The 23,384-nt window shown below is 62.0% G+C and carries 19 protein-coding genes; 4 read left to right on the forward strand and 15 right to left on the reverse strand.

Going from position 1 to position 23,384, the window contains the following annotated elements; all coding sequences use genetic code 11:
- Window positions 1–66: 66 nt before the first annotated feature.
- The 15 genes from ABE459_RS15880 to mtnA form a co-directional block, all read right to left on the reverse strand.
- Window positions 67–1,365 (reverse strand): oligosaccharide flippase family protein, encoded by a 1,299-nt coding sequence (locus ABE459_RS15880; protein WP_346648064.1) that lies wholly within the window; start codon window positions 1,363–1,365, stop codon window positions 67–69.
- A 2-nt stretch (window positions 1,366–1,367) separates the two neighbouring features.
- A complete protein-coding gene (locus ABE459_RS15885) occupies window positions 1,368–2,447 on the reverse strand; it encodes a DegT/DnrJ/EryC1/StrS family aminotransferase (protein ID WP_323830868.1) in 1,080 nt (359 codons plus the stop codon).
- Window positions 2,440–3,027, reverse strand: a complete 588-nt coding sequence (gene wbpD, locus ABE459_RS15890) for a UDP-2-acetamido-3-amino-2,3-dideoxy-D-glucuronate N-acetyltransferase (RefSeq protein ID WP_323830867.1) — start codon at window positions 3,025–3,027, stop codon at window positions 2,440–2,442. Before wbpD ends, ABE459_RS15885 begins: the two co-directional genes overlap by 8 nt.
- Window positions 3,028–3,029: 2 nt before the next feature.
- Window positions 3,030–3,980 (reverse strand): Gfo/Idh/MocA family oxidoreductase, encoded by a 951-nt coding sequence (locus ABE459_RS15895; RefSeq protein ID WP_323830866.1) that lies wholly within the window; start codon window positions 3,978–3,980, stop codon window positions 3,030–3,032.
- Between the two features lie 68 nt (window positions 3,981–4,048).
- Window positions 4,049–5,362 (reverse strand): UDP-N-acetyl-D-glucosamine 6-dehydrogenase, encoded by a 1,314-nt coding sequence (gene wbpA / locus ABE459_RS15900; RefSeq protein ID WP_323830865.1) that lies wholly within the window; start codon window positions 5,360–5,362, stop codon window positions 4,049–4,051.
- Between the two features lie 439 nt (window positions 5,363–5,801).
- Window positions 5,802–7,232: an MBL fold metallo-hydrolase gene (locus ABE459_RS15905; RefSeq protein WP_323830864.1), complete on the reverse strand. Its 1,431-nt coding sequence runs from the start codon at window positions 7,230–7,232 to the stop codon at window positions 5,802–5,804.
- Window positions 7,233–7,333: 101 nt separating this feature from the next.
- Window positions 7,334–7,597 (reverse strand): lipopolysaccharide assembly protein LapA domain-containing protein, encoded by a 264-nt coding sequence (locus tag ABE459_RS15910; protein WP_258705933.1) that lies wholly within the window; start codon window positions 7,595–7,597, stop codon window positions 7,334–7,336.
- Window positions 7,598–7,614: 17 nt separating this feature from the next.
- Window positions 7,615–7,911: an integration host factor subunit beta gene (ihfB, locus tag ABE459_RS15915; RefSeq protein WP_110992525.1), complete on the reverse strand. Its 297-nt coding sequence runs from the start codon at window positions 7,909–7,911 to the stop codon at window positions 7,615–7,617.
- A gap of 222 nt (window positions 7,912–8,133) precedes the next feature.
- Entirely contained in the window at window positions 8,134–9,810 is a 1,677-nt protein-coding gene (gene rpsA / locus ABE459_RS15920) for a 30S ribosomal protein S1 (protein ID WP_110992524.1), read from the reverse strand.
- Between the two features lie 123 nt (window positions 9,811–9,933).
- Window positions 9,934–10,620: a (d)CMP kinase gene (cmk, locus tag ABE459_RS15925; protein ID WP_323830863.1), complete on the reverse strand. Its 687-nt coding sequence runs from the start codon at window positions 10,618–10,620 to the stop codon at window positions 9,934–9,936.
- On the reverse strand, window positions 10,617–12,857 hold the full coding sequence (locus tag ABE459_RS15930; protein WP_258645465.1) for a bifunctional prephenate dehydrogenase/3-phosphoshikimate 1-carboxyvinyltransferase: 2,241 nt from the start codon (window positions 12,855–12,857) through the stop codon (window positions 10,617–10,619). Before ABE459_RS15930 ends, cmk begins: the two co-directional genes overlap by 4 nt.
- Before the next feature lie 162 nt (window positions 12,858–13,019).
- On the reverse strand, window positions 13,020–14,114 hold the full coding sequence (gene pheA / locus ABE459_RS15935; RefSeq protein WP_125463104.1) for a prephenate dehydratase: 1,095 nt from the start codon (window positions 14,112–14,114) through the stop codon (window positions 13,020–13,022).
- A complete protein-coding gene (gene serC, locus ABE459_RS15940; RefSeq protein WP_125463103.1) occupies window positions 14,114–15,199 on the reverse strand; it encodes a 3-phosphoserine/phosphohydroxythreonine transaminase in 1,086 nt (361 codons plus the stop codon). Before serC ends, pheA begins: the two co-directional genes overlap by 1 nt.
- A gap of 231 nt (window positions 15,200–15,430) precedes the next feature.
- Entirely contained in the window at window positions 15,431–18,202 is a 2,772-nt protein-coding gene (gene gyrA / locus ABE459_RS15945) for a DNA gyrase subunit A (protein WP_125463102.1), read from the reverse strand.
- A 270-nt stretch (window positions 18,203–18,472) separates the two neighbouring features.
- Window positions 18,473–19,549 carry an S-methyl-5-thioribose-1-phosphate isomerase gene (gene mtnA, locus ABE459_RS15950; protein WP_323830862.1) on the reverse strand — a complete coding sequence of 359 codons (1,077 nt, stop codon included), beginning with the start codon at window positions 19,547–19,549 and terminating at the stop codon, window positions 18,473–18,475.
- A gap of 111 nt (window positions 19,550–19,660) precedes the next feature.
- On the opposite strand from mtnA, the gene ABE459_RS15955 reads away from it, so the two are divergent.
- From ABE459_RS15955 to ABE459_RS15970, 4 genes are all read left to right on the forward strand, one after another.
- Window positions 19,661–20,986 carry a TRZ/ATZ family hydrolase gene (locus ABE459_RS15955; RefSeq protein WP_323830861.1) on the forward strand — a complete coding sequence of 442 codons (1,326 nt, stop codon included), beginning with the start codon at window positions 19,661–19,663 and terminating at the stop codon, window positions 20,984–20,986.
- 64 nt (window positions 20,987–21,050) lie between these two features.
- The gene (ubiG, locus tag ABE459_RS15960; protein ID WP_110992516.1) at window positions 21,051–21,749 is read left to right on the forward strand and encodes a bifunctional 2-polyprenyl-6-hydroxyphenol methylase/3-demethylubiquinol 3-O-methyltransferase UbiG; all 699 of its coding nucleotides are present in this window, start codon (window positions 21,051–21,053) and stop codon (window positions 21,747–21,749) included.
- A 2-nt stretch (window positions 21,750–21,751) separates the two neighbouring features.
- Window positions 21,752–22,423, forward strand: coding sequence for an N-acetylmuramic acid 6-phosphate phosphatase MupP (mupP, locus tag ABE459_RS15965; protein WP_125463099.1), 672 nt, complete (start codon window positions 21,752–21,754; stop codon window positions 22,421–22,423).
- A gap of 125 nt (window positions 22,424–22,548) precedes the next feature.
- The gene (locus ABE459_RS15970; protein WP_323830860.1) at window positions 22,549–23,289 is read left to right on the forward strand and encodes a YciK family oxidoreductase; all 741 of its coding nucleotides are present in this window, start codon (window positions 22,549–22,551) and stop codon (window positions 23,287–23,289) included.
- Window positions 23,290–23,384: the final 95 nt, after the last annotated feature.

Raw genomic sequence — 23,384 nt, forward strand, 5'->3', positions numbered from 1 at the left:
TGACTTCTTTAACTTAATCCATCAGGGCGAACGGTGCTGACAGAAGTCAGGTCAGTCGCCTTCGTATTAGCGCCGTGCGATAGCCCCGCCTCGGGCCGCACGGTACTGAAAATAAGAATGAATCAGATACAGGCAGGAAAAAGCGGACACATGGGCAATGATTGCTACCTGGTAATCCACGCCCAAGTGATCGCAGAGATAAAAAACCAAGCCTGCCACACATAACCGCGCGAACTGCCAGATTGAATCCAAGTGCAACCAACCCGGCAGTAATACGGTGCTGCTCAATGGCGAAGACAGCGTCTGGAAAAACACCAGAACAGACAGCAGCGATGCAATTTCACCCGCTGCGCGCCAGGCATCACCAAATACAAATGCGAACAACCAGGGGCCGAACAGCAGCACCGGCAGCATGGGTAGGAAGGCAAACAGCACCAGCCGCTTGAAGGAGCCAAGGAAGATGTCCAGGCACTCACCCTTGCTGGCATAGTGACCCGCCGCTCGCTGGCGATAAACATCCCCAATAGCGTTGGCAACCAGGCTCAATGGGGCCGCCATGACCCGTTGCGCTAACGAATAGAAACCAGCAACGCCTGCACCGAAAAATACGGTGAGCAACAGCAACGGCATCTCGGTAGCCCCTACACTCATTGCCTGGCCTGGCACCATGAATTTGGGGTACCCAATATGCCTGCGCGCAACACACTTCATGCGCTTTATGCTGATTCGCCGAAACAGGTTGCGCTCATCACGCGGCAGCGATTTGGCGAGGTAAAGGGTCGATAACAACTGCCCGAGCAGTTGCCCCAGGATCAAACCCAAAAGCCCAATCCTGGACACCCCCGCCGCCAATTGCATGGCACTGCTGGCGCCGCTCTGCACAACCCGGCTGATCGCCATGCTCTTATAGCGCGAACGACGATTGGCCCAGAAGTTCAGGGCGTAATAGCAACCGAGAATCAAGGTGGCAAAGGGAACCAGATAGAGCCAAGACTGAACTTCGGGGTGCCCGAGCAACTTGACGATAGGCCCATCCCAGGCCAGAACCACACCCAGCAGGATCAGGCTAACCGCCATACTCGAAACAATGGTCACCGCGACAAGATTGATGGCCTCGCTATCATGCCTGGGAACGACAATGGCCAGCTCGTACTTGCCCGTGACAAGTACCGCCAGAATTGCGCAAATCGAGCCATACAAGGCGAACACGCCGAATTCCTGCGGCGTGAAAAGCCGCGTCAGAATCGGCGACAACGCAATCGGCAACAATTGCGCGAGGCCGGTCCCTGTCATCAGCGTCATCACGCTTTTGGCGAAATTGCTTTGGGGCAGAAACCGGCTGAACATCCCGCGAAGGGCACGCATGATCATCGTGCCAGGGTTGCCACGATTTTTTCCTGATCAGCGATAGCCATGTAGGGATGCATGGGCAAACTCATGACGCGCTGGGCAACCGCATCACCGACAGGCAACTGCGCTTGAGCATCCGCCACGGCCGGCTGCTTGTTCAACGGAATCGGGTAATGCACGGCCGTCGGGACCCCGGCTGCCTTCAAGGTTTCCTGAACGGCATCGCGCGCTTCCACCTGCACCGTGTATTGCGCCCAGGCACTGCTGTTGTGCTGCTCGACGTACGGTGCGCTCAGGCCGGCGGCCTCAAGCAACTGGTGGTACTGCTGCGCCACTTGCTCACGCTGCTCGAGCTCACGCTCGAAAATTTCGAGCTTGGGCAACAGAATGGCGGCCTGCAGCGTGTCCAGGCGACTGTTCACCCCAACGCGAATGTGGTGATACCGGCGATCCTGGCCGTGGCGGGCAATCTGCCGCATCACTTTCGCCAGTTCGTCATCACTGGTGAAGATTGCGCCACCATCGCCATAGCAGCCCAAGGGCTTGCTTGGGAAGAAACTGGTGCAGGAAATGGAAGTCAGGTTGCAGGAGCGTTTGCCCTTGTAACGTGCGCCAAAGCTCTGCGCCGCATCTTCGATAACCGCGATCCCATGCTTGGCGGCGATTGCATTGATGGCATCGAAATCAGCGCACTGACCATACAGCGAAACCGGGATGATCGCTTTGGTGCGCGGGGTGATCGCAGCCTCGAGCAACTGCGGATCGAGGTTGTAGGTGCGCGGATCGACGTCCACGTACACCGGCTTGGCGCCCAGCAGCGCAACGGTTTCGGCCGTGGCTATGTAGGTGAAGCCCGGCGTGATGACCTCGTCGCCAGGCCCGATGCCCAAGGCCATTTGTGCAATCTGCAAGGCATCGGTGCCATTGGCAACACTGATGCAGTACTTCGCCCCAACGAATGCAGCGAGCTTTTCTTCCAGCTCGGCCACTTCAGGGCCGAGGATGTACTGACCATGCTCCAGCACACGGGCGATGCCTGCATCGATCTTGTCGCGAAGCAGCGCTTGCTGGGTTTTCAGGTCGATGAACTCAATCATTGCACGCTTCCTTGCTCAAGATGCCGGCTTGCAGAACGTAGCGGGCGCCCGTGTGAATACACAGCGCGCTGCCCTCACCCACCAGGGGCAATTCCAGCTGCTCGCCGAATTCGCTCATCCAGCCGATCTGGCGAGCAGGTACGCCGACCATCAGAGCGTAGGCCGGCACATTCTTGTTGATCACCGCGCCAGCTCCCACGAAGGCGAACTCGCCGATGGTGACACCACAGACGATGGTGCAATTCGCACCCAGGGTGGCGCCCTTCTTCACCCGCGTATCGCGGTACTGATCCTTGCGCTCGACCAGCGAACGAGGATTGTAGACATTGGTGAAGACCATGCTTGGGCCGCAGAACACGCCCGCTTCCAAAGTGACGTTATCGTAGACCGACACGTTGTTCTGGACCTTGCAGTTGTCACCGATCACGACCTTGTTGCCGACGAACACGTTCTGCCCGAGCGAAACGCCCGCACCGATGCGGGCGCCGCCACAGACGTGAACGAAGTGCCAGATACGCGAACCGTCGCCGACCTGCGCACCGTCATCGACGATGGCACTAGGGTGCTGGAAATAACTCATGATCAACCCAACAGTCGTGCGAGGAACGGGTGGCCTTCGTCATTCTGGGCAGTGACTGGCATCAGGCTGCGAATGGTCTCGACCGTTTCGACGCAGTGACGGGCATCTTCGATGCCATAGCCCTTGCCATCGAGAATGGCCTGGTAGCTCACAGTATGCAGGTCGGTGAAGCCCTCGGAGAACTCGATTTCCGCGCCATCGCAGGTGATGGAACGGTAAGTCGGCTTCTTGCCCTTGACCGAGTCTGGCAGGTCGTTGGCATCAATGGAGAGGAACCAGCGCACGCGCGCGTTCTCGTATTCCAGATAGCCAGCTGCCTTGGACTCATTGACGAAGTGCACGACGTTGCGCTGCAGCTTGCCGAAGATGAAATGCAGCATGTCGTAGAAGTGCACACCAATGTTGGTGGCCACCCCAAACGACTTGCGAGGGTCACCTTTCCAGCTTTCCATGTACCACTTGCCGCGGCTGGTGATATAGGTGAGCTCGACGTCATGCTTGTGCGCTTGCGGGTTACCCTGGACCTTTTGTTTGAGGTCGATGATGGCGCTGTGATGGCGCAGCTGCAGGATATTCCACAAGCGACTGCCGGTTTCACGCTCGGTCAGGGCCAGCTCATCGAGCATTGCGGCGCTGGGCACCAGGGGTTTTTCGCAGATCACATCGCAACCCAGGCGCAGGCCAGCGTTGATGTGTGGGTGGTGCAGGTAGTTGGGCGAGCAGACCGAGACATAGTCCAGTGCCTGCGCCGGATCGCGCTTCAAGCCCCAGGCGTGGTCGTAGAAGCGTTCGAACTCGGTGAAGAATTCGCTCTGTGGCGAAAGGCTGTCGATGATGCCGACCGAATCGTTGATGTCGTAGGCACTGATCAGTTCGTTACCGGTATCTTTGATGGCGCGCATGTGGCGCGGGGCGATATAGCCGGCAGCGCCAATAAGGGCAAAACGTTTCATGGCAGATCTCGAGAAGACGGTTGATGCAGAGCGGCGCCACCGAACAGTCGTCGGTGACGCCAATCAGATTAGGCCTTGATGATATTGGCCGCCGGGGTGCGGTACTTGCCACGGCTGTCGATGAGCAGGCGGGACTTGGACTCGATCAGGGCATAGTCGAACTTGTCGTGATCGGTTGCCAGCACCACCGCATCGAACGATGCCAGGTTCTCGGCCGTCAGCGGCTCGCTGGAAAGGTCGAAGTGGTGCTCGCGCATTTCCGGGAAAGTCGGTACATGCGGGTCGCTGTAGGCCACCACGGCGCCGCGCTCTTCCAGCAGCTCCATGATTTCGACCGAGGGCGACTCGCGCATATCGTCGACGTTCTTCTTGTAGGCGATGCCCAGTACCAGCACGCGGCTGCCCTTGAGCGCCTTGCCCTGGTCGTTGAGGCCGCTCACCAGCTTGCCGACCACGTATTCCGGCATGGCCTGGTTGATTTCACCCGACAGCTCGATGAAGCGGGTGTGCAGGCCATATTCACGGGCCTTCCAGGTCAGGTAGAACGGGTCGATCGGGATGCAGTGGCCACCCAGGCCCGGGCCTGGATAGTAGGCAGTGAAGCCGAACGGTTTGGTGGCGGCGGCATCGACCACCTCGAAGATATCGATACCCATGCGGTCGGCGACGATCTTCATTTCATTGACCAGGCCAATGTTTACGGCGCGGTGAATGTTCTCCAGCAGCTTGGTGAGCTCAGCCGCTTTGGTCGAGCTGACCTGCACGACCTGGTCGATAGCCTGCTCGTACAGGGCAACGCCCACGCTCAGGCAGTTCGGGGTGTGCCCGCCGATGACCTTGGGAATGGTGCGGGTCTCGAAGTTGGGGTTGCCCGGGTCTTCGCGCTCAGGTGAGTAGACCAGGAAGATGTCTTCGCCCACTTTCAGGCCGCCTTCTTGTACCCGCGGCAGCAACTCTTCTTCGGTCGTCCCTGGGTAGGTCGTGCTCTCCAGGGATACCACTTGCCCGGCACGCAGGTAGGGCTTGATCGCATTGGTGGTGTCGATCACGAAGCTCATGTCCGGCTCGCGATATTTGTTCAGCGGGGTCGGTACACAGAGGATCAGCGCATCGCACTCACTGACGCGGCGAAAATCGGCAGTTGCCTCAAAACCGGTGTTGCGTGCCTGGGCAACACTGCTTTGAGAAATATGTTCAATATAACTTTGGCCAGCATTGAGCATATCAACTTTAACGGTATCGATATCGATACCCAACACACGAAAACCGATGGCGTTATAACGCAACATCAAAGGAAGGCCAACATACCCCAGACCCACAATACCGATGATGGCTTCCTTGCTTTTGAATCTGTTAATACTGGTTTGGGTCTGATCAAACATGCATGGCTCCGATAATACAGCTTGTACTTTTGCTGCTCAGGCCCAGGCATCAGCCCGGACACAGTTCCTGTTAACCCGCGGATAATAAAGGATCGAAGCCCGGTAGCATAGCCCTGGCCACCCCTACCCGAGGAATGGACCGACCAGCAGCAGAGCCCTGGAGGCAAGCGGCACCGCCACTCTGCGGAGCCAGCAAGCATCAAAAACGAATGAGATTCAGTAACAACAGCACTCTCGACGCGGACACCTAGTTTTCAAACCACCCGCACCCCACAAATGAAAACACCAACAGAATTAAGTAGCCCCCTAAGTATAAAGCTCGACATGAAGGCAACTCCAACCCAACACTCACTCCCTTCGCAAGATCAACAGCCATTACATCAGCGCTAGCCAGCGCAAGGCCCCGCAACACTTCCGGCAACCGGAACCCAAGTCTGCGCTATTCAGCAATAGTGATATCCAGCTCATGACCCAACTGCTGGTACTTTCGTCTCATAACCTGCGCAAGTGTCTGCTTTGCAGCCCTTTCACCGTGCACCAGCACCACCCTACGACAGGGCTCTTTCTGCCCCATGGCAAAGCGCACCAACCCTGCCTGGTCTGCATGCCCCGAGTAACCGCCCAGCGTCACCACCTTGGCCCGAATCTCGTACATCTGCCCATCCAGATCGATCTGGACAAATCCTCCTGCTCCCTCGCTTGCCTGAATCACCGCACCCGGCGTGCCCTTGGCCTGATACCCCACGAACATCACCTCATGTCGCGGATCAGCCAACATGGCCTTGAGATAACCGACAATTCGCCCACCTGAACACATGCCATTGCCCGCGATCACGATGGCCGGGCGACCGGTACTCTTGAGGTAGTTGACGACCTGCTGATGCCGGGCATGGGTATCGACCGTAATGAGCTGGCGAAACCCCAGCGGATCACGCCCCTGAACCAAGCGCTCCCTGGCCTCGGAGCGCCAGAACTGATGCAGCTCCCTGTACACACGAGTAACCCGCTGCGCTTGCGGAGAGTCGAGAATCACAGGCAGATGGGCCCAGTCAGGGAAGTCACCAGCGACCTCGTCGGCCGGCTTGTTCAACAGATTCTTGTGATGGAGCAGATCCTCCAGCTCATAGAGCAACTCCTGAGTCCTGCCAAGACTGAAAGCAGGGATCAGGATCGTGCCCTGATCAATCAAGGCACGGTCAATAGCCGCCTCCAACTGCTGACGCCGCCCACTGCGATCCGGATGCAGGCGATCGCCATAGGTGCTTTCCAACACCAGCACATCAGCGCGCTCGGGTGGCAGCAACGGGCGCAACAATGGATTGCCGCAGGTTCCTAGATCACCCGAGAAGACCACTCGAGTACTGCTGCCATCCAGTTCCACCTCGCACTCGATATACGCCGAGCCAAGCAGATGCCCTGCCCGCTGAAGCCGGATACTGCAACGCAGCGCCGGACGCTCGACGAGCACATGCCAGTACTCGAACGGCACCGGGACAATATGCTGCTCCAGGAATGCCACGTACCGAGCCACCTGCTTGGGCTCATTGCTGACCCCAAGCCTGTACGCGTCCTCCAGGACGATCGGCAACAACCTGGCCGATGGCTCACTACAAAAGATGGGGCCACGAAAGCCTGCCGCAAAAAGGGCAGGTATGCGCCCAACGTGATCAAGATGGACATGGGTGACGATCAAGGCCTGGATGCCGGAGACGAAGCCGAGCGTGGCGCTAGGTACCCCAGGCGCGACCTCCAACCCTTGCTCCAGCCCGCAATCAATCAGCAGGCTGGTGACAGGATCGAGATGGAGCTGATGACAGGAGCCGGTTACCCCGCGGGTACCGCCATGATGGGAAATCGAGGGAAAGTGCATTCTGCTGAGTCCTTCGGCAGGCTGGGAAGAGGTGATCCATTAACCCATCCCTTCAACCCGCGACAAAGAACGCGAATGCGCCGAAGTCAGTGAGAAAAGTCTCAGCTCCCGGAAAGCATTTCCCGGCGTACTGCTGCGCGGATCTTGCGCTTACCTTGCATCAGGCCGTAGGCCCCGAGCAGCGGCCCCACCGCCAGCCCGACCACCAGCGCAGCCAGCACCAGCACGGCAACCGGCATCTGCGGCGCGGACCAACCGAACAATACCAGGGCAACCGACTGCTGGTTCTCCAGCACGAAGAACACCACCACCGCCGCCAGCAGCAGCACGAACAGCACCACCAAGGCGCGCTTGAGGTTACGCATCAGAGTGTTCCTTGCATTCAGATAGGTTCGTGCTCGTCTTCATTGACGCGATCCCGCAGCTCTTTGCCCGGTTTGAAGTGCGGCACGAATTTGCCTTCGAGGCTGACCGACTGGCCGGTCTTGGGGTTGCGGCCTACCCGCGGAGCGCGGTAGTGCAAAGAGAAGCTGCCGAAGCCGCGAATCTCGATGCGATCCCCGGTCGCCAGGCACTGCGACATCTGTTCAAGCATGGTCTTGATGGCCAACTCGACGTCCTTGGACGAGAGCAGCCCCTGATGGGTGACAATACGTTCGATCAGCTCCGACTTCGTCATATTTTTCCCTTCGTTATCAAGCAGCTAGATCATTGCTTAATCAGTTTGTAGCACGCTCCGGCAGATTTGAACAGGGTAGTTCTTGACTAAAAGAAAAAATTCAAGATAAGGCTGCAAGCCGCCTGAACCGCGATTACCGATAAGGCAGGGCGGGAGCAGCTGAACTGCAGGCACAAAAAAGGGCGACCGAAGTCGCCCTTTTTCTTACCGATCAAACAGAACTCAGTTCTGCTTGGCCATTGCTTCGCGCAGCAGCGCAGCCATGGTGGTATCGGCAGCCGCTTCCGGAGCGTTTTTCAGGCTCTGGATGGCTTCGCGCTCTTCAGCATCGTCCTTCGACTTGATGGACAGGCTGATGACGCGGGACTTGCGGTCGACGCTGATGATCTTGGCTTCGATCTCTTCGCCTTCCTTCAGCACGTTACGGGCGTCTTCAACGCGGTCACGGCTGATTTCGGAAGCCTTCAGAGTAGCTTCGATGTCGTCGGCCAGGGTCACGATAGCGCCCTTGGCGTCAACTTCCTTGACGATACCTTTGACGATAGCGCCCTTGTCGTTGATCGAAACGAAGTTGGAGAACGGATCGTCTTCCAGCTGCTTGATGCCCAGGGAGATGCGCTCGCGCTCTGGGTCAACCGACAGGATGACGGTTTCCAGCTCGTCGCCCTTCTTGAAGCGACGCACGGCTTCTTCGCCAGCTTCGTTCCAGGAGATGTCGGACAGGTGAACCAGACCGTCGATGCCGCCGTCCAGGCCGATGAAGATACCGAAGTCGGTGATCGACTTGATGGTACCGGTGATCTTGTCACCCTTGTTGAACTGGCCGGAGAAGTCTTCCCATGGGTTGGACTTGCACTGCTTGATGCCCAGGGAGATACGACGACGCTCTTCGTCGATGTCCAGAACCATGACTTCCACTTCGTCGCCAACCTGAACGACTTTCGACGGGTGGATGTTCTTGTTGGTCCAGTCCATTTCGGAAACGTGTACCAGACCTTCAACGCCTTCTTCCAGCTCAGCGAAGCAGCCGTAGTCGGTCAGGTTGGTAACGCGAGCAGTGACGCGAGTGCTCTCTGGGTAACGGGCTTTGATAGCAACCCATGGGTCTTCACCCAGTTGCTTCAGACCCAGCGAAACGCGGTTGCGCTCGCGATCGTACTTCAGGACCTTGACGTCGATCTCGTCGCCAACGTTGACGATCTCGGACGGGTGCTTGATACGCTTCCAGGCCATGTCGGTGATGTGCAGCAGACCATCGACGCCGCCCAGGTCAACGAACGCACCGTAGTCGGTGAGGTTCTTGACGATACCTTTGACCTGCTGGCCTTCCTGCAGCGATTCCAGCAGAGCTTCGCGCTCGGCGCTGTTTTCGGCTTCCAGGACGCTGCGACGGGAAACGACAACGTTGTTGCGCTTCTGGTCCAGCTTGATGACCTTGAATTCCAGCTCTTTGCCTTCGAGGTGGGTGGTGTCGCGCACTGGGCGGACATCAACCAGGGAGCCCGGCAGGAACGCACGGATGCCGTTAACGTCGACAGTGAAGCCGCCTTTAACCTTACCGTTGATAACGCCCTTGACCACTTCTTCAGCAGCGAAAGCAGCTTCCAGAACAATCCAGCACTCGGCGCGCTTGGCTTTTTCACGGGACAGCTTGGTTTCGCCGAAGCCGTCTTCGACCGCGTCCAGCGCAACGTGAACTTCGTCACCGACCTTGATGGTCAGTTCGCCAGCTTCGTTGTAGAACTGCTCGAGCGGGATGACACCCTCGGACTTCAGGCCAGCGTGTACGGTAACCCAGTCGCCGTCGATGTCGACAACGATACCGGTGATGATGGCACCCGGCTGAAGATTGAGGGTTTTCAGGCTTTCTTCAAAGAGTTCTGCAAAGCTTTCGCTCATTTTAATTCCTGTAGATTCGGGCGAAAAAGACGCCCATAGCCACATTCCAGACAATGTGGGTTTCGTTAAGTTAAGAAGTGCTGACAGGACGTTGACTGGTGCCCCTGCCCGCTCTCCTCTCCATCAGACCAAGTCGCGCAGGGCGAGCTCGCTTCTGATGCGTTGCAGCACCTGCTCGATGGACAACTCCGTGGAATCCAGCTGGATCGCATCGGCCGCCGGCTTGAGCGGGGCCACTGCGCGCTGGGTGTCGCGCTCATCACGCGCACGGATCTCATCTAGCAGACTCGACAGACTAACATCTTCGCCCTTGCCCTTCAACTGCTGGTAACGGCGACGGGCACGCTCCTCGGCACTGGCGGTGAGGAACACCTTCAACGGCGCGTCCGGGAACACCACCGTACCCATGTCACGGCCATCGGCGATCAGCCCGGGCGCCTCGCGGAAAGCCCGCTGGCGCTGCAGCAGCGCCTCACGCACTGCCGGCAGCGAGGCGACCATCGAGGCGCCAGCACCAACCGTTTCGGTGCGGATGACGTTGCTGACATCCTCACCCTCGAGAATGATCTGCTGCAGCTTGCCAGGCTCGGCGGCGATGAACTGCACGTCCAGATGGGCCGCCAGGGCCTTGAGCAGCTCTTCGTTGGTCAGGTCGACGCCGTGGTTGCTGGCATTGAATGCCAGCAGGCGATACAACGCGCCGGAGTCGAGCAGACGCCAGCCCAGCTCACGGGCCAGCAGCCCTGCGACCGTACCCTTGCCCGAGCCGCTTGGCCCGTCGATGGTGATGACCGGCGCTAGCGAATTCACGACTTGCCCTCTTCTGCGACGCGAATACCGACTTCCTTGCACAGCGCCAGGAAGTTGGGGAACGACGTGGCGACGTTGGCGCAGTCATGGATGACGATCGGCGCAGTGGCGCGCAGCGATGCGACGCTGAAAGCCATGGCGATACGGTGATCACCGTGACCGTGCACCTCACCGCCGCCGATCTGGCCGCCATCGATGATGATGCCGTCAGGGGTAGGCTCGCACTTCACGCCCAGCGTGATCAGGCCGTCGGCCATCACCTGGATGCGATCCGATTCCTTGACCCGCAGCTCTTCGGCACCGCGCAGTACGGTACGCCCTTCGGCGCAGGCGGCAGCGACGAACAGCACCGGGAACTCGTCGATGGCCAGCGGCACCAGCTCTTCAGGGATGTCGATGCCCTTTAGCTTGGCGCCACGCACACGCAGGTCGGCCACCGGCTCGCCGCCGACTTCACGCTGGTTCTCCAGGGTGATGTCGCCGCCCATCAGGCGCAGGATGTCGATCACGCCGGTACGGGTCGGGTTGATGCCGACATGCTCCAGGACCAGCTCGGAACCTTCGGCGATCGAAGCAGCCACCAGGAAGAACGCCGCGGAAGAGATGTCCGCTGGCACTTCGATACGGGTCGCGGTGAGCTTGCCGCCGGACTGCAGCGAGGCGACCGGGCCATTCGATGCAACCGAGTAGCCGAAGCCACGCAGCATGCGCTCGGTGTGGTCACGGGTCGGAGCCGGCTCGGTGACGGTGGTGGTGCCTTCGGCGTACAGGCCCGCCAGCAGCAGGCAGGACTTAACCTGGGCACTAGCCATCGGCAGCGTGTAGGTCAGGGCTTTGAGCTTGGCGCCGCCACGGATGGTCAGCGGCGGACGCCCTTCCGGACCGGTTTCGACCACTGCGCCCATTTCGCGCAGCGGGTTGGCCACGCGGTTCATCGGACGCTTGGACAGCGAGGCGTCGCCAGTCATGGTCACGTCGAACGGCTGGCCGGCCAGCAGGCCCGAGAGCAGGCGCATCGAAGTGCCGGAGTTACCGACATAGAGCGGGCCAGGCGGCGGCTTCAGGCCATGCAGCCCGACACCGTGAATGGTCACGCGGCCATGTTGCGGGCCCTCGATGACCACACCCATGTCACGGAACGCCTGCAGGGTGGCAAGCGCATCTTCACCTTCGAGGAAGCCTTCGACTTCGGTGGTGCCTTCGGCCAGGGAGCCGAGCATGATCGAACGGTGGGAAATCGATTTGTCGCCCGGTACGCGAATCCGTCCGGATACGCGGCCACCAGGTTGGGCCAGGAAAATCAGGTCGTTGGCGTTCATAGCGTCCACATAGGCCCGGCGGGCAAGGATTTTACTGAAATGCTCGCGGGCAACCCGGGCGCGGGTGAACACACCCAGCAGTTGGTGCCCGTCTCCAGCATCGACCGCGTCGCGCAAGGCGTCGAGGTCGCTGCGAAATGTATCGAGAGTACGCAGGACCGCTTCCCGGTTGGCGAGGAAGATGTCATGCCACATGATCGGGTCGCTGCCGGCGATTCTCGTGAAATCGCGGAAGCCCCCCGCAGCGTACCGGAAGATGTCCAGGTTTTCATTGCGCTTGGCCAGCGAGTCGACCAGGCCGAATGCCAGCAGGTGCGGCAGGTGACTGGTGGCAGCCAGCACTTCGTCGTGGCGTTCCACCGGCATGTGCTCGACATCGGCATCCAGCGCGCGCCACAGCCGATCGACCAGGGCCAAGGCAGCGGGGTCGGTTTCAGCCAATGGCGTGAGAATGACCTTGTGCCGGCGGAACAGCGCGGCATTGGAAGCCTCCACCCCGCTCTGCTCGGAACCGGCGATCGGGTGGCCCGGGACAAAGCGCGACAGGCCTGCGGCGAAGGCCTCACGGGCGGCGCGCACCACATTGCCCTTGGCGCTGCCGACATCGGTAATGACCGCATTGCCAAGGTCGAGCTGCGCCAGGCGCGCCAGAACCTTCTCCATGGCCAGGATCGGCACGGCCAGCTGGATCACGTCGGCACCGACACAGGCCGCAGCCAGGTCGGCCTCACAGCGATCGACCACACCCAGCACTACCGCCTGCTTGCGCGATTCGGCATCCAGATCGACACCGACCACTTCGCGACACAGGCCGCTCTCGCGCAGGCCTTTGGCGAAAGAGCCACCGATCAGGCCGAGGCCGACGACAACCAGGCGGTTGATCAGTGGAACGGGATTATTTGTTACAGCATTAACCACGAGCGCGAACCCTGTTCAAAAACATGCCAGTCAGTGAGACCGCAGGGGGCTGCTGCGCAACCCATCGCTGGCAAGCCAGCTCCCACAGGGCCGGCGACACACCGATCTTTGTGGGAGCCGGTTTGCCGGCGATGGGCCGCAAAGCGGCCCCAGCAAAATCGATCAAAGCACCGCTTTCGGATAAGAGCCCAACACCTTCAGCGCCACAGCCTCCTGGCTGATCTGCTCGAGCACCGCCTTGATCAGCGGATCGCGGTGATGGCCGACGAAGTCGATGAAGAACACGTAGGTCCACTTGCCACTGCGCGACGGACGGGTCTCGATGCGCGTCAGATCGATGCCGTTCTCATGGAAGGGCACCAGCAGCTCGTGCAGCGCGCCCGGCTTGTTGCTCATGGACACGATGATCGACGTCTTGTCGTCGCCGGTCGGCGGCACTTCCTGGTTACCGATCATCAGGAAGCGCGTGGAGTTGTCCGGGCGGTCCTCGATCTTCTCGGCCAGGCGGGTCAGGCCATACAGGTTCGCCGCCATATCGCCGGCGATCGCCGCCGAGTTCCACTCACCCTTGACCCGCTTGGCTGCCTCGGCGTTGCTCGAAACCGCCACGCGCTCGACATTCGGGTAATGCGCATCCAGCCACTTGCGGCACTGGGCCAGCGACTGGGCGTGGGAGTAGATACGAGTGATGCTGTCGGTCTTGGTGTTCTCGCCCACCAGCAGGTGATGGTGGATGCGCAGCTCGACCTCACCGCAGATCACCATGTCGTGCTCGAGGAAGCTGTCCAGGGTATGGCTGACCGCACCTTCGGTGGAGTTCTCCACCGGCACCACGCCGAAATTGACGGCACCAGCCGCCACTTCGCGGAACACCTCGTCGATGGCCGCCATCGGGCGGCTGACCACGGCATGGCCGAAGTGCTTCATGGCCGCGGCCTGGGTGAAGGTCCCCTCGGGGCCGAGGTAGGCGATCTTCAACGGCTCTTCAAGCGCCAGGCACGACGACATGATCTCGCGGAACAACCGCGCCATCTCTTCGTTGCCCAGCGGGCCCTTGTTGCGCTCCATCACGCGCTTGAGCACGGCAGCTTCGCGCTCAGGGCGATAGAACACCGGCTTCTCGCCTTCGGCCAGCGAGGCGGTCTTGACCCGCGCCACTTCTTCGGCGCAGCGCGCGCGGTCGCTGATCAGCTCGAGGATCTTCTCGTCGAGGCTGTCGATGCGTACGCGCAGGGCCTTGAGTTCCTGTTCGGACATCAGCCGTGCTCCTTCTCGAATTCAGCCATGTAACCCACCAGCGCCTCGACCGCTTCCAGGCCCAGGGCGTTGTAGATTGAGGCGCGCATGCCGCCAACCGAGCGGTGGCCTTTGAGGTTCAGCAGGCCACGGGCGTCGGCGCCGGCCAGGAAAGCCTTGTCCAGACGCTCGTCGGCCAGGCGGAACGGCACGTTCATCCACGAACGGGCATTGACGCTGATCGGGTTGGTGTAGAACTCGCTGGAGTCGATGAAGCCGTAGAGACGGTCCTTCTTCGCCCGGTTGCGCTGCTCCATGGCCTCGACGCCGCCCTGCTCCTTGAGCCACTCAAACACCAGGCCCGAGAGGTACCAGGAATAGGTGGCCGGGGTGTTGTACATCGAGCCGTTATCAGCCGAAACCTTGTAGTCGAGCATGGTCGGGCAGCTGCTGCGGGCACGCCCCAACAGGTCTTCACGCACGATCACCACCACCAGGCCACTCGGGCCGATGTTCTTTTGCGCGCCGGCATAGATCAGGCCGAACTGCGACACGTCGATCGGGCGCGAGAGGATGTCGGAGGACATGTCGACCACCAGCGGCACGTCACCGGCCTCGGGCACCCAGTCGAACTGCAGGCCACCGATAGTCTCGTTGGAGGCGTAGTGCAGGTAGGCGGCGTTCTTGCTCAGCTGCCACTCGTTCTGGCCTGGGATGGCCAGGTAGTCGTAGGGCTTGGCGCTGGCGGCGACATTGACGTTGCCGAAGCGACGTGCTTCTTCGATGGCCTTTTTCGACCAGATACCGGTCTCGACATAGTCCGCAGTGCCGTTTTCCGGCAGCAGGTTCAGCGGGATCTCGGCGAACTGCTGGCTGGCGCCACCCTGCAGGAACAGCACCTTGTAGTTGGAGGGGACGGACAGCAGGTCACGCAGGTCCTGCTCGGCCTTCTCGGCGATGGCCACGTAGTCGTCGCTGCGATGGCTCATTTCCATCACCGACAGACCCTTGCCGCGCCAGTCCAGCATTTCTGCCTGGGCACGCTGCAGGACGGCATCAGGAAGCGCGGCGGGGCCTGCGCAGAAGTTAAAGGCTCGTTTGCTCACATCCACTCTCGCTCTGCCAAATAGTACAAATCTGCAATCTTCGATACTGCACAGCCCCCTGTGGGAGCGGGCTCACCCGCGAACCCCGGCATGGCCGGGGCTTGCATCGCATCTGCGCCTTCGCGGGTAAACCCGCTGCCACAGGGTATTGCACCGCCCTTCAGGACGCTGCCGACGCTAATCAGTCAAACGGGGCGACCTTGGTCGCCCCGTTCGGGTTGTTGCACTTGCTTACTCTTGCTGCGCCTCTTCAGCGCCGGCACTGTCCTCGTCAGCGGCATCCACCGCGTCGAGCGGTACGCCCTCCTCGCCCGTCTCGATCACATCATCGAGTTCGTCCTCGGATGGCTCCTGGATTCGCTCCAGGCCCACCAACGTCTCGTCGGCAGCCAGCTTGATCAGCGTCACACCCTGGGTGTTACGGCTCAGGCTGGACACCTCGCCAACCCGCGTGCGCACCAGCGTGCCCTGGTCGGAGATCAACATGATCTCTTCGCCTTCCTGTACCTGGATAGCGCCGACCAGCAGGCCGTTGCGCCCCTTGGTACCCATGGCGATCACGCCCTGGCCACCACGACCGCGACGCGGGAACTTGGACAGCGGGGTACGCTTGCCGAAGCCACGCTCGGAGGCGGTGAGGATCTGCGCGCCGGACTCTGGGATCAGCATCGAGATGATCTGCTGCCCTTTGCCCAGTTTCATGCCACGCACGCCACGGGCGGTACGGCCCATTTCACGCACGACGCTCTCGGCGAAACGGATCACCTTGCCGGCGTCGGAGAACATCATGACTTCCTTGGCGCCGTCGGTGATGGCCGCGGCGATCAGGGTGTCACCCTCTTTGAGCTTCAGGGCGATCAGGCCATTGGAGCGCGGACGGGCGAACTGCACCAGCGGGGTCTTCTTGACGGTACCGGAGGCGGTGGCCATGAAGATGTAAGCGCCTGTCGCTTCGGCAACCCACTCTGGCGTGTCACCGTCTTCCTCGTCGACCTCCTCGACCTCCACCAGCTCGCCTTCGATCACGCTGTCGTCGCTGTCCTCCAGCTCTTCCTCAGGATCTGCGTGCTGCTGCAGCGCCTCCAGGTCGATCTGCAGCATGGCGGTGATGCGCTCACCTTCTTCCAGCGGCAGCAGGTTGACCAGCGGGCGACCGCGAGCGGCACGGGAAGCCTCTGGGATTTCGTAGGTTTTCTTCCAGTACACCTTGCCCTTGCTGGAGAACAGCAACAGGGTGGCGTGGCTGTTGGCGACCAGCAGGTGTTCGACGTAGTCCTCATCCTTGACGCCGGTAGCCGACTTGCCCTTGCCACCACGGCGCTGGGCCTGGTAGGCGGACAGCGGCTGGGTCTTGGCATAACCACCGTGGGAGATGGTCACCACGCGCTCCTCTTCCGGGATCATGTCGCCGTAGTTGAGGTCGTGGCTGGCATTGAGGATCTCGGTGCGACGGGCATCGCCGTACTCGGCGCGAATCGCTTCGAGCTCTTCGCGGATCACTTCCATCAGGCGCTCGGCGCTGCTGAGGATGCGGATCAGCTCGCCGATCTGCTCGAGAATCTCCTGGTACTCGGCCAGCAGCTTCTCGTGCTCCAGGCCAGTCAGGCGGTGCAGGCGCAGGTCGAGAATGGCCTGGGCCTGCTCCGGCGACAGGTAGTACTTGCCTTCGCGCAGGCCGTATTGCTCCGGCAGGTCTTCCGGGCGGCACGACTCGGCGCCGGCGCGCTCGACCATAACCTGCACGGCGCTGGATTCCCAGGCCATGGCCACCAGTGCTTCCTTGGCCTCGGAAGGCGTCGGCGAAGCCTTGATCAGGGCGATGACCGGGTCGATGTTGGACAGTGCGACAGCCTGGCCTTCAAGGATGTGGCCACGCTCGCGGGCCTTGCGCAGCTCGAACACGGTACGCCGGGTCACCACTTCGCGGCGGTGACGGACGAAGGCTTCGAGCAGGTCCTTGAGGTTGAGCAGGCGCGGGCGACCGTCGATCAGGGCAACGATGTTGATGCCGAACACGCTCTGCAGCTGGGTCTGCTGGTAGAGGTTGTTGAGCACCACTTCCGGCACCTCGCCGCGACGCAGCTCGATGACGATGCGCATGCCGTCCTTGTCGGACTCGTCGCGCAGCTCGGTGATGCCTTCGATCTTCTTCTCTTTCACCAGCTCGGCGATCTTTTCGATCAGACGCGCCTTGTTCAGCTGGTAAGGCAGCTCGGTGATGACGATCTGCTGGCGACCACCGACCTTGTCGATGTCTTCGATCTCGGAGCGGGCGCGCATATAAATGCGGCCACGGCCGGTGCGATAGGCCTCGATGATGCCCTGGCGACCGTTGATCTGGCCGGCCGTCGGGAAGTCCGGGCCCGGGATGAACTGCATCAGCTCATCGACCGTGATATCGGAGTTGTCGATCAGCGCCAGGCAGCCATCGATCACTTCGCCCAGGTTGTGCGGCGGAATGTTGGTGGCCATGCCCACGGCGATACCGCTGGAGCCGTTGACCAGCAGGTTGGGGATACGGGTCGGCATGACCGCCGGGATCTGCTCGGTGCCGTCGTAGTTGGGCACCCAGTCGACGGTCTCTTTGTGCAGGTCGGCCAGCAGCTCGTGGGCCAGCTTGGACATGCGCACTTCGGTGTATCGCATGGCCGCGGCGTTGTCGCCGTCCACCGAACCGAAGTTGCCCTGGCCATCGACCAGCAGGTAACGCAGCGAGAACGGCTGCGCCATACGCACGATGGTGTCGTACACGGCAGTGTCGCCGTGGGGGTGGTACTTACCGATCACGTCACCGACCACACGGGCGGATTTCTTGTACGGCTTGTTCCAGTCGTTGCCCAGTTCGCTCATCGCATACAGAACGCGACGATGCACGGGCTTCAAGCCGTCACGCGCATCGGGCAGCGCTCGCCCGACAATCACGCTCATCGCGTAGTCGAGGTAAGACTGTCTCAGTTCGTCTTCGATATTGACCGGGAGGATTTCTTTGGCCAGTTCGCCCATGAGAAGCCTGATTCCTTTTTCTGGTGAAACTTCGCCTGATCCCTCGAAGGACGAACGAAGCTCGCCGCCGCAGCGCATAGGGGTGCGACGACATACGACAAATCAATGAGTTGTACCATGGATCTGCGCAATGAAGACCGCTTCAACGAGCGGCCTTGGAAACTGCCGGATGTTACCACAAAGGCTGGGCGCATGGGAGATATGGCAGGATGCCGCCGTGCCCCGCAACAGCCCCATCCGTTTGGAGAGGGCGAAGCTGCTGAAAACCCCTCAATGCAGGCGTTTGCGGCACATCAACTGGGCGATTTTCGCGGTATCCGGGCGCTCGACGACGCCCCTTTCGGTAACGATCACATCGATCAGGTCGGCCGGGGTGACATCCACCACCGGGTTGTAGGCCTCGACATCGGCCGTCACCTGGATGCCTTCCACCTCCAGCAGCTCCTCTTCACCGCGCACTTCCAGCGGGATGTCTTCGCCCGTGGCCAGGTTCAGGTCGATGCTGGTGCTCGGCGCCACCACCATGAAGCGCAAGCCATGGTGCATCGCCGTGACTGCCATCTGATAGGTGCCGATCTTCGCCGCCACGTCGCCATTGGCGGCGATACAGTCGGCACCGACCACCACCCAGGTAATGCCCTTGACCTTCATCAGGTGCCCGGCGGCAGAATCGGCGACCACAGTCACCGGCAGGCCATCGGCAGCCAACTCCCAGGCCGTCAGGCGCGAGCCCTGCAACCACGGGCGCGATTCACAGGCGTAGACCCGCTCGACCATGCCTTCCAGCGCCGCACCCCGGATCACCCCAAGCGCGGTACCGAAACCACCGCTGGCCAGCGCCCCGGCATTGCCATGGGTCAGCAGCACCTGCTCGCTGCCCTGGTGCTTGCGGATCTGCTCGACACCGAACTGGGCCATGGTCAGGTTGGCCTCCCGATCGCTTTCATGGATGGCGACCGCCTCGGCCTCCAACGCCGCCAGCACGTCCTCATCGGGTCGAAGGCGCTGCAGGCGCTCGCGCATTCGGTTGAGCGCCCAGAACAGGTTGGCCGGCGTGGGGCGCGCCTCGCCCAGCATCATGAAGTCTTCTTCCAGGGCCTCTTCCCAGCCGTCGCCTTCCGCCAGCCGCTGACGCAACGCCAGCACCAGCCCGTAGGCGGCGCAGATGCCGATTGCCGAAGCGCCGCGCACGGCCATGTCGCCGATCGCCTCGACCACCGCCGCAACGTCGGTACAGGCCAGCCAGTGCTGCTCGAGCGGCAGCAGGCGCTGGTCGAGCAGGTGCAACGCGCCGTCGCGCCACTGGATGCCCGTCACCGTCTCCGCCGCCAAAAGTTGCTCGCGCATCGCCTCTCCCCGTCGCCCTGGCATCAAAAGCCGGCGATTATAGCGACCCTCAGCCCCGGACGCTCGGGTATACTGCGCGTTTCGCCGAACCGACCCAGGTATATGCCGCGCATGCCCACCGCCACTCCCCCTCTCGACCTGCTGCTCGTACCGCAATGGCTGGTGCCCGTGGAGCCGGCGGGGGTGGTGCTGACGGGGCACGCGCTGGGCATTCGCGACGGCCTGATCGCCTGGCTCGGCCCGCGCGAGCGGGGCCCCCAGGCAAACGAGGTGCGCGAGCTGCCCGACTGCCTGCTCAGCCCCGGGCTGGTCAATGCCCACGGCCATGCCGCCATGAGCCTGTTCCGCGGGCTGGCCGACGACCTGCCGTTGATGACCTGGCTCCAGGAGCACATCTGGCCGGCGGAGGGGCGCTGGGTCGACGAAGCATTCGTGCGCGACGGCACCGACCTGGCCATCGCCGAGCAGCTCAAGGGCGGCATCACCTGCTTCGCCGACATGTATTTCTTCCCCCGCGAAGCCTGTGACCGCGTGCACCGCAGTGGCATCCGCGCACAGATCGCCGTGCCCCTGCTGGACTTCCCGATCCCTGGCGCACGCACCCCGGAAGAAGGCCTGCAGCTGGCCATCGAGCTGTTCGGCGACCTGCGCCACCACCCGCGCATCAGCATCGCCCTCGGCCCGCACGCGCCCTACACGGTCAGTGACCAGAACCTGGAAAAGATCCGCATCATCGCCGACCAGCTCGACGCGCCGCTGCACATGCACATCCACGAGACCGCCAGTGAAGTCGAGCAGGCGCTCAACGACACCGGCGAGCGCCCGCTGGCGCGCCTTGCTCGCCTGGGCCTGCTCGGCCCCAACCTGCAGGCGGTGCACATGACCCAGGTCAGCGACGAAGACTTGGCGCTGCTGGTAGAAAGCAACACCAGCGTGGTCCACTGCCCGGAATCCAACCTCAAGCTGGCCAGCGGTTTCTGCCCGGTGGAGCGCCTGTGGCAGGCCGGTGTGAACGTTGCCGTCGGCACCGATGGCGCAGCCAGCAACAACGACCTCGACCTGCTCGGCGAAACCCGCACCGCCGCCCTGCTGGCCAAGGCCGTCGCCGGCAGCGCCACCGCCCTGGATGCCCACCGGGCACTGCGCATGGCCACGCTCAATGGCGCCCGGGCGCTGGGCCTTGAGGACGTGACCGGCTCACTGGAGCCGGGCAAGGCCGCCGACCTGGCCGTGTTCGACCTGTCCGGCCTGGCCCAGCAACCCGTGCACGACCCGGTTTCGCAACTGATCTACGCCACCGGCCGCGACTGCGTCAAGGACGTCTGGGTCGCCGGCCACCCCCTGGTGCAGGACCGCCGCCTGACGCGGATGGACGAGCAGGCCCTGGCCGCCACGGCCCGCACCTGGGGAGCCCGTATTAGCGGGCGCAACGAATGACTGGCCGGCAGCCACGGCTGCCGCCCCGTGACACTCTTTATCGAAGTTTCAGAGGACTGTTCAGATGAGCAACGTCGACCACGCCGAAATCGCCAAGTTCGAAGCCCTGGCCCACCGCTGGTGGGACCGCGAAAGCGAGTTCAAGCCCCTGCACGACATCAACCCGTTGCGCGTCAACTGGATCGACGAACGAGTCAGCCTGGCTGGCAAGAAAGTGCTCGACGTCGGCTGCGGCGGCGGCATCCTCAGTGAAGCGATGGCCCAGCGCGGCGCCACCGTCACCGGCATCGACATGGGCGAGGCACCGCTGGCGGTGGCCCAGTTGCACCAGCTGGAGTCCGGCGTCGAAGTCGAATACCGGCAGATCACCGCCGAGGCCCTGGCCGAGGAAATGCCCCAGCAGTTCGACGTGGTCACCTGCCTTGAAATGCTCGAGCACGTGCCGGACCCATCCTCGGTGATCCGCGCCTGCTACCGCATGGTCAAGCCCGGCGGCCAGGTGTTCTTCTCGACCATCAACCGCAACCCAAAGGCCTACCTGCTGGCCATCGTCGGCGCCGAGTACATCCTCAAGATGCTGCCGCGCGGCACCCATGACTTCAAGAAGTTCATCCGCCCCTCCGAACTGGGCGCCTGGAGCCGCGCTGCCGGCCTGGAAGTGAAGGACATCATCGGCCTCACCTACAACCCGCTGACCAAGCACTACAAGCTGAACAACGACGTCGACGTCAACTACATGATCCAGACCCTGCGCGAGGAATGAGCATGCGCCTGCGAGCAGTACTCTTCGACATGGATGGCACCCTGCTGGACACCGCGCCGGACTTCATCGCCATCTGCCAGGCGATGCTTGCCGATCGCGGCCTGCCGGCCATCGACGACGCGCGCATCCGCGACGAGATTTCCGGCGGCGCCCGCGCCATGGTTGCCGCGACCTTCGCCATGGACCCGGACGCCGACGGCTTCGAGGCCCTGCGCCAGGAGTTCCTCGAGCGCTACCAGCGCGACTGCGCGGTGCACAGCAAGCTGTTCGACGGCATGGCCGAGCTTTTGGCCGACATCGAGCGCGGCAACCTGCTGTGGGGCGTGGTCACCAACAAGCCGGTGCGTTTCGCCGAGCCGATCATGCAGCGCCTGGGCCTGGCCGAGCGCTCGGCGCTGCTGATCTGCCCCGAGCACGTGAAGCGCAGCAAGCCCGACCCGGAGCCGATGATCCTCGCCTGCAAGACGCTGAACCTGGACCCGGCCAGCGTGCTGTTCGTCGGTGACGACCTGCGCGATATCGAGTCTGGCCGCGATGCCGGCACCCGCACCGCCGCCGTGCGCTATGGCTATATTCATCCACAGGACAACCCCAACAACTGGGGCGCCGACGTGGTGGTGGACCACCCGCTGGAGCTGCGCAAGGTGATCGACAGCGCACTGTGCGGCTGCTGATTTCCGCTTGACGGCGCCTGTCTGTGGGAGCGGGTTTACCCGCGAAGAATCCACCGCAGTGCAAGACGGGTAAACCCGCTCCCACAGGGACTGTGTCGCATCACCGAACCCGAAGGACAAATCACATGTTCGACTACACCGCCCGCCCCGACCTGCTCAAAGGCCGGATCATCCTGGTCACCGGCGCCGGTCGCGGCATCGGCGCCGCCGCCGCCAAGGCCTATGCCGCCCTAGGCGCCACGGTCCTGCTGCTGGGCAAGACCGAAGCCAACCTCAACGAGGTCTACGACCAGATCGAAGCCGCCGGTCATCCGCAGCCAGCAGTCATCCCGTTCAACCTGGAAACCGCCCTGCCGCACCAGTACGACGAACTGGCGGTGATGATCGAGAAGCAGTTCGGCCGCCTCGACGGCCTGCTCAACAACGCCTCGATCATCGGCCCGCGCACGCCGATGGAGCAGCTGTCGGGCGACAACTTCATGCGTGTGATGCACATCAACGTCAACGCCACCTTCATGCTCACCAGCACCCTGCTGCCGCTGCTCAAGCTGTCGGACGACGCCTCGGTGGTGTTCACCTCCAGCAGCGTCGGGCGCAAGGGCCGGGCCTACTGGGGCGCCTATGGCGTGTCGAAGTTCGCCACCGAAGGGCTGATGCAGACCCTCGCCGACGAGCTGGAAGGTGTGGCGCCGGTACGCGCCAACAGCATCAACCCGGGCGCCACGCGCACGGCAATGCGGGCACAGGCCTACCCGAGCGAGAATCCGCAGAACAATCCGCTGCCCGAAGAGATCATGCCGGTGTATCTGTACCTGATGGGGCCGGATAGCAAGGAAGTGAACGGCCAGGCGCTGAACGCACAGTAAGGAAATCGCGGGGCCATCCCCCACCCCCCAACCGGGGGGCCGGGGAAGCACCCCCTGCGTAGAAACCTCCCCCACCACCCGGGGCACCCGCCCAA

The sequence above is a fragment of the Pseudomonas sp. TWI923 genome, assembly GCF_039673365.1.
GTDB classification, from domain to species: domain Bacteria; phylum Pseudomonadota; class Gammaproteobacteria; order Pseudomonadales; family Pseudomonadaceae; genus Aquipseudomonas; species Aquipseudomonas sichuanensis.